This window comes from Mycetocola sp. Y791 (assembly GCF_059445325.1).
In genome coordinates this window covers 600782-614311 of sequence record NZ_JCAIUC010000001.1, presented here as the reverse complement: position 1 = coordinate 614311, position 13530 = coordinate 600782, and the positions used below count along the sequence as shown (strand labels likewise).

General features: G+C 63.4%; 14 protein-coding genes. 13 read left to right on the top strand and 1 reads right to left on the bottom strand.

Going from position 1 to position 13530, the window contains the following annotated elements; all coding sequences use genetic code 11:
* Positions 1-57: 57 nt before the first annotated feature.
* Complete coding sequence (locus tag AC1C2N_RS02905; protein WP_495432815.1) at positions 58-1353, bottom strand: FHA domain-containing protein; 1296 nt, start codon at positions 1351-1353, stop codon at positions 58-60.
* Positions 1354-1537: 184 nt separating this feature from the next.
* Here AC1C2N_RS02905 and AC1C2N_RS02900 point away from each other — a divergent pair, with 184 nt between their 5' ends.
* The 13 genes from AC1C2N_RS02900 (at position 1538) to AC1C2N_RS02840 (ending at position 13457) form a co-directional block, all read left to right on the top strand.
* A complete protein-coding gene (locus AC1C2N_RS02900; RefSeq protein WP_495432814.1) occupies positions 1538-2389 on the top strand; it encodes an exodeoxyribonuclease III in 852 nt (283 codons plus the stop codon).
* Between the two features lie 119 nt (positions 2390-2508).
* The gene (trpS, locus tag AC1C2N_RS02895) at positions 2509-3513 is read left to right on the top strand and encodes a tryptophan--tRNA ligase (RefSeq protein WP_495432813.1); all 1005 of its coding nucleotides are present in this window, start codon (positions 2509-2511) and stop codon (positions 3511-3513) included.
* 54 nt (positions 3514-3567) lie between these two features.
* Positions 3568-4164: a GNAT family N-acetyltransferase gene (locus AC1C2N_RS02890; protein WP_495432812.1), complete on the top strand. Its 597-nt coding sequence runs from the start codon at positions 3568-3570 to the stop codon at positions 4162-4164.
* Positions 4161-4916 (top strand): HAD family hydrolase, encoded by a 756-nt coding sequence (locus AC1C2N_RS02885; RefSeq protein WP_495432811.1) that lies wholly within the window; start codon positions 4161-4163, stop codon positions 4914-4916. Before AC1C2N_RS02890 ends, AC1C2N_RS02885 begins: the two co-directional genes overlap by 4 nt.
* Before the next feature lie 90 nt (positions 4917-5006).
* A complete protein-coding gene (locus tag AC1C2N_RS02880; RefSeq protein WP_495432810.1) occupies positions 5007-5489 on the top strand; it encodes a hypothetical protein in 483 nt (160 codons plus the stop codon).
* 224 nt (positions 5490-5713) lie between these two features.
* Positions 5714-6187, top strand: coding sequence for a flavin reductase family protein (locus AC1C2N_RS02875; RefSeq protein ID WP_483405515.1), 474 nt, complete (start codon positions 5714-5716; stop codon positions 6185-6187).
* 17 nt (positions 6188-6204) lie between these two features.
* The gene (locus tag AC1C2N_RS02870) at positions 6205-7050 is read left to right on the top strand and encodes an ABC transporter ATP-binding protein (RefSeq protein ID WP_495432809.1); all 846 of its coding nucleotides are present in this window, start codon (positions 6205-6207) and stop codon (positions 7048-7050) included.
* 182 nt (positions 7051-7232) lie between these two features.
* Positions 7233-7916, top strand: coding sequence for an ABC transporter permease (locus AC1C2N_RS02865; protein ID WP_495432807.1), 684 nt, complete (start codon positions 7233-7235; stop codon positions 7914-7916).
* A gap of 93 nt (positions 7917-8009) precedes the next feature.
* Complete coding sequence (locus AC1C2N_RS02860; protein WP_495432805.1) at positions 8010-9113, top strand: ABC transporter substrate-binding protein; 1104 nt, start codon at positions 8010-8012, stop codon at positions 9111-9113.
* Between the two features lie 96 nt (positions 9114-9209).
* Positions 9210-10271, top strand: a complete 1062-nt coding sequence (locus tag AC1C2N_RS02855) for an LLM class flavin-dependent oxidoreductase (RefSeq protein ID WP_495432803.1) — start codon at positions 9210-9212, stop codon at positions 10269-10271.
* Positions 10268-10930, top strand: a complete 663-nt coding sequence (locus tag AC1C2N_RS02850) for a cysteine hydrolase family protein (RefSeq protein ID WP_495432802.1) — start codon at positions 10268-10270, stop codon at positions 10928-10930. Before AC1C2N_RS02855 ends, AC1C2N_RS02850 begins: the two co-directional genes overlap by 4 nt.
* Positions 10927-12261, top strand: a complete 1335-nt coding sequence (locus AC1C2N_RS02845) for an NtaA/DmoA family FMN-dependent monooxygenase (protein ID WP_495432801.1) — start codon at positions 10927-10929, stop codon at positions 12259-12261. The genes AC1C2N_RS02850 and AC1C2N_RS02845 overlap by 4 nt, the downstream gene beginning before the upstream one ends.
* Positions 12258-13457: an MFS transporter gene (locus AC1C2N_RS02840; protein WP_495432799.1), complete on the top strand. Its 1200-nt coding sequence runs from the start codon at positions 12258-12260 to the stop codon at positions 13455-13457. The genes AC1C2N_RS02845 and AC1C2N_RS02840 overlap by 4 nt, the downstream gene beginning before the upstream one ends.
* Positions 13458-13530: the final 73 nt, after the last annotated feature.

The following is a 13530-nucleotide window of genomic DNA, read 5'->3' as shown; positions in this document are numbered from 1 at the left end:
AAACAACTACCGCAATCCCCTCGGCCTCTCTCCCATTCTAGGGAGAAACCAAAACTTCTATACCCCCGGCCAGGGGGGCAGTATTTCGATGACGTTGCCGTCGCCGATGTCGATAAACGTGCCTGGGATAACGACGACGCTCTCCCCGGCGCGCAAGCGCTGCCAGTGGCTCTGCGGTGCGATCACCGACGTACCATTGGTCGATTTGAGGTCGGTGGCGACGATGGAGTCGCCGATCTGCTTGATCTCGAGGTGCGTCGCAGACACCGACTTCGACGCAGAGACAACGGGAACGAGGCGTGACGGGTCCGGGAGCGGGATGCGGGGCTGCCGTGGGTTTCTGCCGAAGTAGTGCACCGCGTCCAGCGGGTACGCCTGGCCACCGTTGATGCGGAAACCGTACAGGAGGGTTTTGGGGTCATCCGGCACGAGCGGGGCTTCGCGCAGCACCGTCTCGTCCTCGATCGGCGGTGCGATGTCGCGGCGAAGCACCGTCTGGCCGTCGTGGCGCATCTGGGGATCGTCCTGCGCCTTCACTCGCTGAACCGGCGGGCGGATGATGGTGTCGGTCTCGGCCGGCGAATATTGCCTGGCGGCAGCGGGACGGTGCGTCAGGGACGGCGTGTCGGCCGGGGGCGCTGACGGGGATGGTGGAACGGGCGGGAGCCCCGCCGCCGCTGCGAGAGAAACATCCGCTGGCGTAACCGATGATGCGCCTGGCGCGGCTGCCGACGCCGGAGCAACTGGCGCAGGGACTGCTGAAGCATCAGGGGCCTGGGCGCCCGCCGGTGTCGCGGTCGTCTCGGTCTGAGCTGAACTCGGGGCGGGAACCGCGTCATCCGTCGGCGCTGCGACAGCTGACCAGTCGATCCGGTTGGCGACGATGACTCCGGCCCCGAGCGGGAACGACACTCCGCCGGCGGGGGAACCGGAACCCGGGGAGAGCGCGCCAGTGGCGAACGCCGAGACACCGGTGACCGAGTCACGCAACCAGGCCTGACCGGCCGGAGGGGCGATGCGCTGCCACTCTTCATTCACCCGCAGGTCGAGCACACCATCGCCGTGGACGAGCAGGGTGAGCGCTGACCCGCTGTCGCCCTCGTCGGCGCGCTCGACGACGACGAAGGACGCAGGCGCTCCGTCGCGCGTGTTCGGCACTGTGGCTGTCACTTGATCGAACGTCGCAGAACCGCCGTGGACCAGGGCCCAGAGGGCCTCGACCACAGCCGGCTCCGACGGAGTGCGAATGGCCACGAGTATCGAGTCCCCGGCGATGTAGATCCACGGCTGGCCCTGGTTCGTCATGGCATAGCGGTAGTCCGGTCGTATGCGTGTGCGCTGCAGTGTCGTCACTTCGTCCCTCAAACCGTCTCAAAACAGTACAGGCCGGGTACCCCTCAGCCCTCGGAGCGCGCCTGTCGCACCATTCTGCCCCTTCACCCGCCCAATATGGTATTCCCTTGACGCGGGGCGCCCACCTCTGCAAGTCTCCGCGGCCGCTCAGGGGCGTGCCACCGCCCTGATCTAAACTGGAGGAATGTCAACTTCCTCCCCGCTTCGCATTGCCTCGGTCAACACAAACGGAGTACGAGCGGCGTTCCGCAAGGGAATGGGCGACTGGCTCGACGCCTCGAACATCGACATCCTCGCTCTTCAGGAGGTCCGGGCAGCGACGAGTGACCTCGAAAACCTGCTCGGCTCGGAGTGGGACATCCTGCACGACCCGGCGACGGCCAAAGGACGTGCCGGTGTCGCCATTGTGAGCCGCGCCAAGGCACACATTCACCGGGTCGAGTTCGGTGCCGAAGACTTCGACAGCGCGGGCCGCTGGCTCGAAGCCGACTACGAGGTCGGCGACCAGATCATCACAGTGGTGTCCACCTACGTTCACTCCGGCGAGGACAACACACCGAAGCAGGTGGAGAAGTACAAGTTCCTGGATGCCATGACCGCGCGCCTTCCCGAGATTGCTGCACACTCGAAATATGCGGTCGTGCTCGGCGACCTTAACGTCGGGCACCGTGAACTCGACATCAAGAACTGGAAGGGCAACCGGAAGAACGCCGGTTTCCTCCCGAAGGAGCGTGCGTACTTCGACAGGTTCTTCGGCCAGCGCGGCGAAGAGGTCGAGTGCGTCGACGGAACAACCGGTCCGGGACTCGGCTGGGTCGACGTCGGCCGCACCTGGGCCGGTGAGGTGGAAGGACCATACACCTGGTGGTCGCAGCGCGGGCGCGCGTTCGACACCGACACCGGTTGGCGACTCGACTACCACGTCGCCACTCCCGAGCTCGCCGCAACGGTGAAGGACTACCGGGTCGACCGGGCGGCCAGCCACGCCGAGCGATGGAGCGATCACGCCCCCGTCGTTGTTGACTACGCGATCTGACAGCCTCTCGCAGCGCAGGCGGCGCGATATCGTGAGCCGATCGATTCGAGCGCCCCGCGGCATCCGTTCTACCGAAGAAAACTTTCGCCCACACCGGGCACAGCTACCAAAGGACCCTCATGACCAAGCCCGTACTGTTCTCCGGAATGCAGCCGTCGAACGACTCACTTCACCTCGGCAATTTCGTGGGGGCGCTGCAGCAGTGGGTTGCGCTGCAAGCCGAGTATGACGCCTACTACTGCGTCGTCGACCTGCACGCGCTGACCAGCTCGCCGAACCCCGACGAGCTGCGGGCCCGCACCAGGTCGACGGCCGCGCAGTACATCGCGGCGGGAATCGACCCGTCGAAGAGCACGCTGTATGTGCAGTCGCACGTGCCGGCGCACGCGCAGCTGTCGTGGGTGCTCAACAACATCACCGGCTTCGGCGAGGCCGGGCGGATGACGCAGTTCAAGGACAAGTCGGCGCGCTTCGGTGCCGACTCGACCACGGTGGGCCTGTTCACCTACCCGGTGCTCATGGCGGCCGACATCCTGCTGTACCAGACCAACGTGGTGCCCGTCGGAGAAGACCAGCGGCAGCACCTCGAGCTGACCCGCGACCTGGCCGGGCGATTCAACAGCCGGTTTGGCGATACCTTCACGATGCCTGAGCCGATCATCCTCAAGGAAACGGCGAAGATCTACGACCTGCAGCACCCGGAGTCGAAGATGTCGAAGTCGGCCGAGAGCGAGGCTGGATTGATCAAGCTTCTCGACGACCCCAAGGTGAACCAGAAGAAGATCATGCGCGCGGTAACCGACGACGAAGCGTCGATCCGGTTCGACCGCGAGGCCAAGCCTGGTGTGTCCAACCTGCTCACAATCTTCGCGGCGATGTCGGGCTGGACCATCGACGCGATAGTGGACGAGTACGCCGGACGGGGGTACGGCGACCTCAAGAAGGGCGTCGTCGACGCCGTGAACGCCGTCTTCGAGCCGGTGCGCACCCGCACACTGGAACTGCTCGACGACCCGGCCGAGCTCGACCGGCTACTCGCCCAGAACGCCGCGAAGGCCAACGAGGTCGCCGAGAAGACACTCGCGGCCGCATACGAGCGCGTCGGGTTGCTGCCGCGCTCGTAGCCTCCGATCAACGCAGGCCGTCGTCGACACAAAGCTCGCCGGTAGGCTGACTCCATGGACGTTGTGCGCATCGAAACCGACCGGCTGATCCTCGACGAGCCGGCGAAGGCAGACGTCCCGTTCATCTTTGCGTACTGTCAGGATGATCTCATCCAGGACTTCACGACGGTGCCGCAGCCGTACCGGTTGCGCGACGCGGAGAACTTCCTGACCAGGGTGGTCCAGCCGGGCTGGACGAGCGGCAAGGAGCTGACCTGGGCCCTCCGCCGCCGGAACGAGCCGACGATCCTTGGCGTGGTGTCCCTGCGCGACTGGAACGACTCCCAGGCCATGATCGGGTTCTGGCTCGGCGCGCCGTGGCGCGGCCAGGGCTACATGCCCGAGGCCGTCGCCGCGGTCTGCGACTGGGCGTTCGAGAGTGAGTGGTTCGCTGACAGCGCCCGGCCGAAGACCACCATCGTCTGGGAAGCGCTCATCGGCAACCCTGCGTCGGCGCTCGTCGCCCGCAAGGTCGGGTTCCGGTACACCGGCGTCAGTCGTGCCGAGGTCGCCCGGTTCGGTGAGTTTGCGCCGAGCCACCGCGCTGAGCTCACCGTCTCCGACAGGCCGGGCCCCGCGGCGGGCTGGCCAGCAGAGGTCCTCTCACGGTGAGCGCTCCTTCCGTCGTTCTGTTCGACCTCGATGACACGCTGCTCGACCATCGCGGTGCTGTCTCCCGTGGCATCCTGCGCCACGTCGATCTCGTTCCCGGGCATCTCGAGGTCAACGACCGCGACGCCGCCGTGACTCTCTGGCACTCGCTCGAGGAGCAGCACTATCACCGCTACCTCTCCGGGGAGCTGACCTTCGTCGGCCAGCGCCGCGCGCGTGCCCGGGACTTTGCAGCCGCGCACGGCGTCTCACTCGGCGACGCCGAGGCCGATACCTGGTTCGACACCTACTTCGACAGCTACCGGATGAGCTGGCGACTGTTCGACGACGCGCTCCCCTGCCTCGATCGGTTGGCGGATGCCGGAACCCGCGTCGGCGTCATCACCAATGGTGAACCGGACCACCAGCAGGTCAAGCTCGACCGCACCGGCCTCGCCGACCGGTTCGAACACGTCATCGCGTCGGGCGCCGTGGGATTCGCGAAACCTGACCCGCGGATCTTCCACGAGGCATGCCGCCTGTTCGGTGTCGCGCCATCGGACGCCGCGTACGTTGGGGACCGCCTGGAAACGGATGCCATCGGCGCCGCTCATGCCGGACTCACCGGCGTGTGGCTCAACCGGTTCGGCGAGAACGTTGTCGCCGGGGCGCTCGGGCACGGGACGCCGGTGGGAACCAGTGCGATCGCTGCGGCCCGGGAAGCGGCAGCTGCCGCCGGGGTGCGCATCATCGGGTCGCTCGACGAGCTGTAGCCGCTCCGCGGAGTTGCCGCACACCGACGGACACGACGCATACATATCCCAGAAACATCGCCGAAACGCGGTCCTTTTACCATCACGGCTATGGAAGCTCGACAGTGGCAAGGGGCACGTGTTCTGCACCGATTCGCCGAGGGGGCAACCGAGTGGCGAATGCTCAACGCCCTCGGTGAGCGACTTGGCGTTCCCCTCGAGCCATGCTCGATCGCTGTCGATCAGGCGACACGCCTCGAGGTGGACGGCGCCGACGAGCAGTGCACGACGCTCGTGCAACTTGTGACGAACAGTGGCGTGTTCAAGTCTGCACACCGCAACAAGGTCAACGCGGACATGTTCAAGCTGGCGTGGCTGAAGCGCGCGGTTGTTCCCGGCTCGCACGCGGTACTGTGCGTGACCGAGACGGTGGCCCAGGCGTTCGCGAAGGCGGGATGGGCGACGCTTGCCGCGGCGGATCTGGGTATCGAGGTGCTCGTCTACGGAGACGATGAAAAACTCCGGACGTTGTTCGCCGACGAGTTTACGAACCCGAAACGAAAAGTGACGCTCTCGGTAACAGCGGCCACCTAGCTTAAATTCTGATGGACCTCCGCGCGGCACATCGGTATCGATTCGCCTCGCACGCTCTCCACGGTTGAACCTATTCCCTGAGTTCGTGGAGGCACCATGTCGTCGATATTCGTCCGGGCCCAAAACCCCTTAGCCGTGTCCAGCGGACCGGAGGTGAGCGGGCATTCGTGCATCGCTGATCGGTCCGGGCGTCTCGCGGGTCTGAACGTCCACAGGACCCTCGCATGAGCCCCGACGCGCTCGCCGCGCTTCGCCCAGCGCTCGGCAACATGGCCACCTCCGTCACACTGATTACGACCCGTCACGGCGGACGCGATTATGGGTTTACCGCCAACAGCTTCACGTCGGTGTCGTCAGAACCGCCACTCGTCGCTGTATTTCTGGCGGACACCGCGGATTGTTATCCCGCGTTTGAGGCGACCGATCTGGTTGTCGTCAACGTGCTGGCGCACGACCAGGCAGACCTCGCTCTGCACTTCGCCCGCAAACACGAAGACAAATTCACCGGTGTCGAGCTGGAACCGTCACATCCGCACGTGCCCGTCATCTCAGGCTCCATGGCGTCGATAGTCGGCCGCGTTGAGAGTCGGCTCACCGCCGGAGACCACCTGATGCTGCTTATTGCGGTTGACGACGTTGTTCACCACGCACGCACGCCGCTCGTTTACCAAAACCGCACCTTCAGAAAGTTGATGTGATGATCGACCATTCGTCCGTGCCTGCCATTCGTCTTGAGAAAGCGCGCCGCATCTACGGCAGCGGCGAATCCTCAATGATCGCCCTCGACAACGTTGATCTCGACATCATGCCCGGCCGATTTGTGAGCATCATTGGCCCAAGCGGATGCGGCAAGTCCACCCTCCTTCGACTCATCGCCGGACTCGAGGTACCCGATGGTGGCGAGGTCAGCGTTTACGGTGTCACGCCCGAGCTTGCCTGCTCGGCCAAGATGGTTGGTCTGGTTCCCCAGGCACCCGCTCTTCTCCCGTGGCTCAATGTTCTTCACAACGTCATGCTGCCGCACAAGATCAATCGGTCGGGCGAGAAGAAGCGGCCAGCGGCGGCACGTGGTCTCGAAATGGGAAGCGGGATCGGGGCGGAGCCGTATATGCGTGAGCTGCTCCGCGCCGCAGGACTAGGGGAGGCGATGCACAAACTCCCGGCAGAGCTTTCCGGTGGTATGCAACAGCGGACAGCCATTGTGCGTGCGTTTGGGCTGAGGCCAGACGTGATGTTAATGGATGAGCCATTTTCAGCGTTGGATGAGTTCACGCGGGAGGCGCTTCAGGAGCAGCTGCTCGATCTCTGGGACGAAATGCAGTCGACCGTCGTGTTCGTGACGCACTCCGTCACCGAGGCTGTGCGGCTTTCGGACATGGTCATCGTGATGGCACCGCGACCGGGTCGCATCGTCGACGTCATCGACATCGATCTCCCTCGTCCGAGGAGTTCTGCTCTCATCAAAACGCCGGCTTTCCACCGGTACGAAGACCTGATCCGGGAGAGTCTTCAAAATGCCTGGCAGGAACCCGCAACGAGTGCTGAGAGGGTGTCCGCATGACGACAGCAGAGGCACAGGTGGCACCGGCGGTCCTCGCAACCCGCGGAGCCGCGCCAACCTTCTCGCGGTTGAATCCTCGCCACCCGAAATCGCACCTGAAGTTCCTGCGGCCCAGCCGGTCTCTCCCCGTGCTGATAATGCTCGCAGCCTTGGCGGGTTTGTGGCTCGTGGGAGCAGCAACCATGCCCTATTTGCTTCCGCCACTCGATTCCGTCTTCGCGACGCTCACCGGCAACCCGCAGTTCTACGTCCTGAATGCATGGGTCACCCTCCAGGAGGCAATTCTCGGACTTGCGATCGCTTTCGCGGGATCCTTCGTGCTTGCGATCCTCATGAGCGAGGTCGCGGTTATCCGCCGAGCGATCATGCCCCTTGCCGTGGTGATGAACGTCACCCCACTCGTCGCTATCGCCCCGGTACTGGTCGTCGCGTTCGGATTCGGACCGGAACCGAAACTCATCGTCACGGCGATCTGCTGCTTCTTCCCCATTCTGATCAACGTTTCCATTGGCCTGCGCTCGATTCCTGGCCCTGTCCTGCAGTTCTACACAACGATCAAGGCCTCGCGCGCCGAGATGCTGTGGCACGTTCGAATCCCGAGTGCGACGCCATACCTGTTCGCTGCGCTCAAGATCGTGTTTCCGCTGTCCATCGTGGGAGCGGTCGTTGCCGAAATGGCTGCTCCCGGGTCGGCGGAGGGTCTCGGAACTGTGATCTCAACAGCGAGCTCAAACAACCGGCTTCCTGTCGTGTACGCGTCCATATTCGTTCTCGCCGTTTTGGGTTCCGCACTCCTGGCGATCGTGACGGCCGTTGAACGCAAAGCCCTGCACTGGCACGACTCGCGAATCGGCGACGTCGATTAGCGATTCGACGCCGCGCCAGTCCTGCTCTTCCTCTCATACCTCCCTTTCCGAGATACCCCCTGCCCGGATCCGCCACACCACCAGGAGAACCAGATGAAAAAACGTTTCCATCACATCGTCACCGCGAGTGTGGGCGTCGCTGCCCTTCTCACCGGTTTGAGCGCGTGCAGCACCGCTGACGCGGGCGGCGCGTCCGGCAAGGAAAAAGTGGGATCCGCGATCTCCGCCGAGCGGTGCGCGCAAAACGAGGCGGCTGGCACGGTCGGATACCTCACCGGATACCAGTACCAGGCATCCGTATCCATCCTCGAAATCCTCGCGGCAGAAGAACTTGGCTACTTCGACGCCCTCTGTCTTGACGTCAAAATCCAACCAGGCACCGGGGACACAGGCCAGAATTCTCAGCTGATCGCGGCAAACACGGTTCAGTTCACGGCGGTGAGCCAGCAGGACGTCCTGCTCGCAGCTGACAACGGAATCGAGATGATCGGAATCTCTTCCTATTCGAACGTCGGCCTTGAAGTCCTTATGACCAACCCCGACATCGACGATCTGACCGACCTGGACGGCTCAACCCTGGGCCACAAGGGCGTCCTGCCCGCTGCGGTACAAGCGATGCTCGACGACGCGGGAGCAGATGTCGCCAGCATGCAGCAGGTCACTGTCGGCTACGACCCCACGATCCTCCCGCGAAAACAAGTTGACTCACTCACGGGCTTCCTCTCCAACGAACCGAATCTGCTTGAGGTTGCCGGCAATGAAGTTACCGTTTGGCGGCCGTTTGACTTCGGAGTTCCGTCGTCGCTCGGTGCGCTCGCGGTAAACCCCGATTTTGCCAAGAAGCACCCCACCGTGGTCGAGGACTTCCTCCGGGGTGCGTTGAAAGCGCTGGACTACTGCGGCAAGAACGGGGAAGAGTGCGTCTCATTCGCATCAGACCTCAGTGGCGAAGGTTACGACGCTGAACACAACCTCAAGGTCTGGGAAACCGAGCTCGAGATTGTCGAGGAAAGCGAAGTTGACGGAGTAAACCGCGGGGCAATCGATTTGGCCAACGTTGAATCTCTCCGGACCATGCTCGCGGGTTACAACATGTTCTCGGAGGATCTGTCTGCCGAAGACGCAGCCGCGCTCTTCGACACACGTTTCATCGACTCGCTCTACGAGGATGCGTCACTCATTTGGCCCGCTCCATAATTCGAGAATTTTCTTCCCAGACGGTCGCGTCTCCCGGATTCGTTCCTGGCTGATCAAGCCCGCTCACTCACCTTCGACATCACAGACAGGAAAACAATGACAAACACCGAGTACGGAGTGTTCCTCCCCGTCGCCGCTGGCGGCTGGCTCGTTTCCGACACCGCCCCATACCCACCCGCCGACTACGACTACAACAAACGCGCCGCGGTGATGGCCGAAGACATGGGACTCGACTTCATCATGGCTCAGGCGAAGTGGCGCGGGTTCGGCGGCAGCACCGACCACTGGGGTGAGTCGATCGAATCCATGACAATGATGGCGGCGCTCGCTGAAGCCACCACACGGGTCAAGGTTTGGGCTACCGTCCACGCCAACCTGGTGCATCCGGCCTTCGCCGCAAAGGTGTTCACAACGCTGCAACAGATCTCACACGGCCGTGCCGGAATGAACATCGTCAATGGAGCCTATGCCGCCGAGTTCCAGCAGATGGGGGTGTGGGACGAGGACATGACTCACGAACAGAGATACAGCATGACCGAGGAGTGGACTCAGGCCGTAACCCGGCTCTGGACCGAAGACAGCGTCGACCTTGATGGCGAGTTCTTCACACTGACGGCGTGTGAATCGCGTCCACATCCAGCCACACGTCCGACAATCATTTCCGCCGGGCGGTCAGAACGCGGCCGAGAGTTCCAGGCCACTTATGCCGACGGTGCCTTCCTCGACGTCCCCACTATCGAGCAGATGCGAGAACTGGCCGTTGACGTGCATAAGCGCGCTCAGTCAAAAGCTCGTTCGTGCAACGCGTACGCCATGCTCACGGTCGTGCTTGCCGAGACCGATGAGGCCGCACAGGAGCGAGTGCAGCTCTACGCCGACGGGCTCGACCGCGTGGCCGTTGCGAACATGCGTCAGGCGTGGGGATGGGATCAGGAACGGGCGATGGCGTGGGCGGAAGGCGCGAAGGGCACCGAGGCATTTCAAACGCCTTACGTAGCTGGCTCCGCGGAAACCGTCGCGAAGCACATTCGTGAGGTCGTTGACGGCGCACAGCTCGACGGACTCATGCTCATCTTCCCCGACTACATGGAGGATATGCCCGCGTTCGGCACGTACGTACTCCCTCTGCTGCGCACTCCGAACGAGCTGGCCGCATGAGCACTCTCGAGCAACGCCGACTGTCTGTGCTCTCCGGCAGCGAGGAACGGCCGGCGCTCATCGTTGTGGATGTACAGCGCTCCTTCGGAGACCCGGATCATCTCCGTGACTTCGATCTCGGCGAGGAGGACCTCGCCGAGATCGACGCAGCCGTCACGCGGACGATTGATCTCGTCGCGTCCGCCCGCCGTCTCGGGGTTCCCGTGATCTGGGTCGAGCTGGCGAGCGACCCGGATCGCCCGTGGCGTTCAAGTTCGTGGTTACGTTTCGGTAAGCGCAACCATCCCTCGGAGTCCGAGCCATGCGTGATCGGGACTGCGGGGGCTGAGTGGTTTCGTGTGATTCCTGCCGACGGCGAAACACGTGTCACGAAGCGAGGGTATAGCGGCTTTCTTGGCACGGACCTCGAGCGGACGTTGCGTGAGAGCGGGGTTACCTGGCTTACTGTGGTCGGCCTCACCACAGATTGTTGCGTTTCAGCCACCGCCGAGGACGCATTCCAACTCGACTGGCCTGTCCTCGTCGCGGCCGACGCCTCCGCCGCCTACGACCGTCAGATGCACAAAAACGCCCTGGAGCAATTGTCTACGCACGTCGCTGCCGTGACGTCAGCGGAAGAGATTGAGCACATCTGGCGCGAGAATCGAGAAACACGATGAGCGGCATGCACATTGCCTTCGACCTTTCTTTCACCCACACCGAAGGTCGCTGGGCCCGTGCTGGATCATGGGTCGGACGGGAATTCCCGGACGTTCGGATGTTTCAGGAACTGGCCATCACGGCCGAACGTGCAGGCGTCGACATGCTGTTCTTCGGCGACGGCAGCGGTATCCCCGACACCTGGCGCGGGTCCATCGATGCAGCGGTGGAATGGGGAATTCAGTGGCCCCGCCAGGACATGAGTCCGTTCATCGCGGCGATGGCTGCGGTTACCGACAACATCGGTTTCGGGCTCACCTACTCCTCCACGTTCATGCATCCGTTCTATGTCGCCCGCCTCCTCAACTCTCTGGACCACGTCACAGGTGGTCGGCTGGCGTTCAACGTCGTCGCTTCGACGCGGCTCGCTGACGCCGCGAACTACGGCATGGATGAGTTACGGGGACACGCTGAACGGTACGAGCGCATGGAAGAGTTCATCGATGTCTGCCAGGCTCTCTGGCGATCGGTGGAGCCCGACGCGATTGTGATGGATCGCGAGACCGGCCGATTTGCGGATCCGTCCAAGGTGCACGCTATCGATCACCGCGGCACGCACTTCACTGTCAAGGGACCACTCAGTTCGGTACCAAGCCCCCAGGTCTCACCGGTCCTCGTTCAAGCGGGGAGCTCGCCGCAGGGAATTGCAACGTCGGCAAAATTCGCCGACGTAATCTTCGGATTCGGCGGTTCTCTTCAGGGACAACAACGTCATCGTGAGGCGCTGGATGCTGCGCTACGCACGGAAGGACGAGACCCTGCCGAGGTGGGAATCCTCTGGGCAACACAGGTGATCGTCGGCAGGACACCGCAAGAGGCTATGACCAGGCGGGACGAAATGCTGAGTTTTTGGAGCGACGAGGCGGTGGGCGCCTACGTCTCGCACAACTCGGGCTTCGACTTCTCCTCCCTGCCACCCACGATTGTCTTAGGCGAACTTCAGGAGCTCATCGTCGCAAGTGGAGCATCGCCAGCGGGGTTTGTGGGAATGCTCGTTGCCGAGTTCGGAGCTGAACATTCGGTCAGCAAGACGGAGTTCTTTGAGCACGCGTGGCGCAGCGCATCCGGGCTGGACCATACGTTGTGCGGCACACCATCTGAAATCGCTGACGCTGTCGAGGAGAACTTCGCAGCTACCGGAAGTCGCGGTGGATACATGTTCACGACCCCGCTCGCGATGCCTTCGGGTTTCGCCGACATCGCAGAACTCGTTGTGCCCGAACTCCGCCGACGTGGCGCGCTCGCCCCCCGTTATGCGGGCTCGACCCTTCGCGCGAACCTGCGCGCATGAATCTAAGCCGGGTTTCCGGTCAGCGCGAGCAAACCGTGCTCATCTGCGCACTCATCGGTGCGGCTCAAATGACGTGGGGCGCCATCGTGCCGGTTCTCCCCGTCTACGTGGAGCGTTTCGGTCTTGGAGTCGCCGTACTCGGCCCCATCATCGCGGCTTTTGCTGTCGGCCGCGTGATCGCGAACATTCCGGCTGGCATCGCGCTGCGGTGGTGGCACCCCCGTCGATATTTGCGGAGTGTTCTCATCGCCCTCGCGATCCTGACCGCTCTGACGGGCTTTATCGGGGATGCCGCGCTGTTGATTGCTGCACGGATAGTGGCCGGCGCGTTGGGCGGGGCTGCAGTCACCATCGGATTCGCCGTTCTCGTGACTGGCGCCCCGCCCGAGCGGCGGGGACGCACCATGGCGACAGCGACCGTCGTACAGATGGGTTCAGCGGCTGTCGGGGCACTTCTCGGCGGTATCGCACTCACCGTTTCTGGCATTCACGGTGCGTTCATCGCGGCTGCGATTCCGGTCGTACTCGTTGTCCTGTGGGATGCGCTTCGCCCTGCGACACTCTTCTGGGATCAACAGCACGGTTCCCTCCGTTCGTCGTCGGGTCGCGTCGGTCCCGCCATCGACGTCGGACTCCTCGTGGCCCTCGCAGGAATCTCCTTCGCGGCGTTCTTCGCCCGATTCGCTGGCGAACAGGGACTGATACCCGTCCTCGCCTATGACACGGGCGGAATGACCCCGATCAGCCTCGGTGTTGCCCTCGCCGCTGGAACGGTCGTGAGCCTCATCGTGCTCGGGCCGATCGGGCGCGCTGTTGATGCCGGTCGAAGATATAGCGTCGTCCTCGCGTCGGCGATTGGCGCGTCCATCGTCCTCCTCGTGCTTCCCGTTGTGAACGAGCCTGTCGGTTTTGGCATCGCAATTGTTCTCTACAGCGTCGTCACAAGCGTGTCGAACATTGTGCCTGGCGTGGTGACGGGCGAGACGTACAGCCCTGCTCAAGCGGGGGCGGTGATCGGAATCACTCGCACCGCTGGCGACGTGGGAGCAGCCATCGGGCCGCTTGCCGTCTTCGGCCTGACCGATGCGTTCGGCACGGGTGCCGGTCTCTGGCTGATGGCTGGCGTGCTCGTCGCTGCTTCGATCGCGTTGTGTTTCGTTCTTGCGCGTCGTACCGTACCGACCGGTCACCGATGAGATCGCCTTCCCGGGCGGGTCCCGTGAGAGCAACTCGCCGAGTCAGCCGACAGGACCGGGGCACGCCGGTGGT

What these genes read in the sequence shown, in the direction of transcription:
- AC1C2N_RS02900 (WP_495432814.1), top strand. Translation starts at nt 1,538, where the DNA reads ATGTCAACTTCCTCCCCGCTTCGCATTGCCTCGGTCAACACAAACGGA.
- trpS (WP_495432813.1), top strand. Translation starts at nt 2,509, where the DNA reads ATGACCAAGCCCGTACTGTTCTCCGGAATGCAGCCGTCGAACGACTCA.
- AC1C2N_RS02890 (WP_495432812.1), top strand. Translation starts at nt 3,568, where the DNA reads ATGGACGTTGTGCGCATCGAAACCGACCGGCTGATCCTCGACGAGCCG.
- AC1C2N_RS02880 (WP_495432810.1), top strand. Translation starts at nt 5,007, where the DNA reads ATGGAAGCTCGACAGTGGCAAGGGGCACGTGTTCTGCACCGATTCGCC.
- AC1C2N_RS02875 (WP_483405515.1), top strand. Translation starts at nt 5,714, where the DNA reads ATGAGCCCCGACGCGCTCGCCGCGCTTCGCCCAGCGCTCGGCAACATG.
- AC1C2N_RS02865 (WP_495432807.1), top strand. Translation starts at nt 7,233, where the DNA reads ATGCCCTATTTGCTTCCGCCACTCGATTCCGTCTTCGCGACGCTCACC.
- AC1C2N_RS02860 (WP_495432805.1), top strand. Translation starts at nt 8,010, where the DNA reads ATGAAAAAACGTTTCCATCACATCGTCACCGCGAGTGTGGGCGTCGCT.
- AC1C2N_RS02855 (WP_495432803.1), top strand. Translation starts at nt 9,210, where the DNA reads ATGACAAACACCGAGTACGGAGTGTTCCTCCCCGTCGCCGCTGGCGGC.
- AC1C2N_RS02850 (WP_495432802.1), top strand. Translation starts at nt 10,268, where the DNA reads ATGAGCACTCTCGAGCAACGCCGACTGTCTGTGCTCTCCGGCAGCGAG.
- AC1C2N_RS02845 (WP_495432801.1), top strand. Translation starts at nt 10,927, where the DNA reads ATGAGCGGCATGCACATTGCCTTCGACCTTTCTTTCACCCACACCGAA.
- AC1C2N_RS02840 (WP_495432799.1), top strand. Translation starts at nt 12,258, where the DNA reads ATGAATCTAAGCCGGGTTTCCGGTCAGCGCGAGCAAACCGTGCTCATC.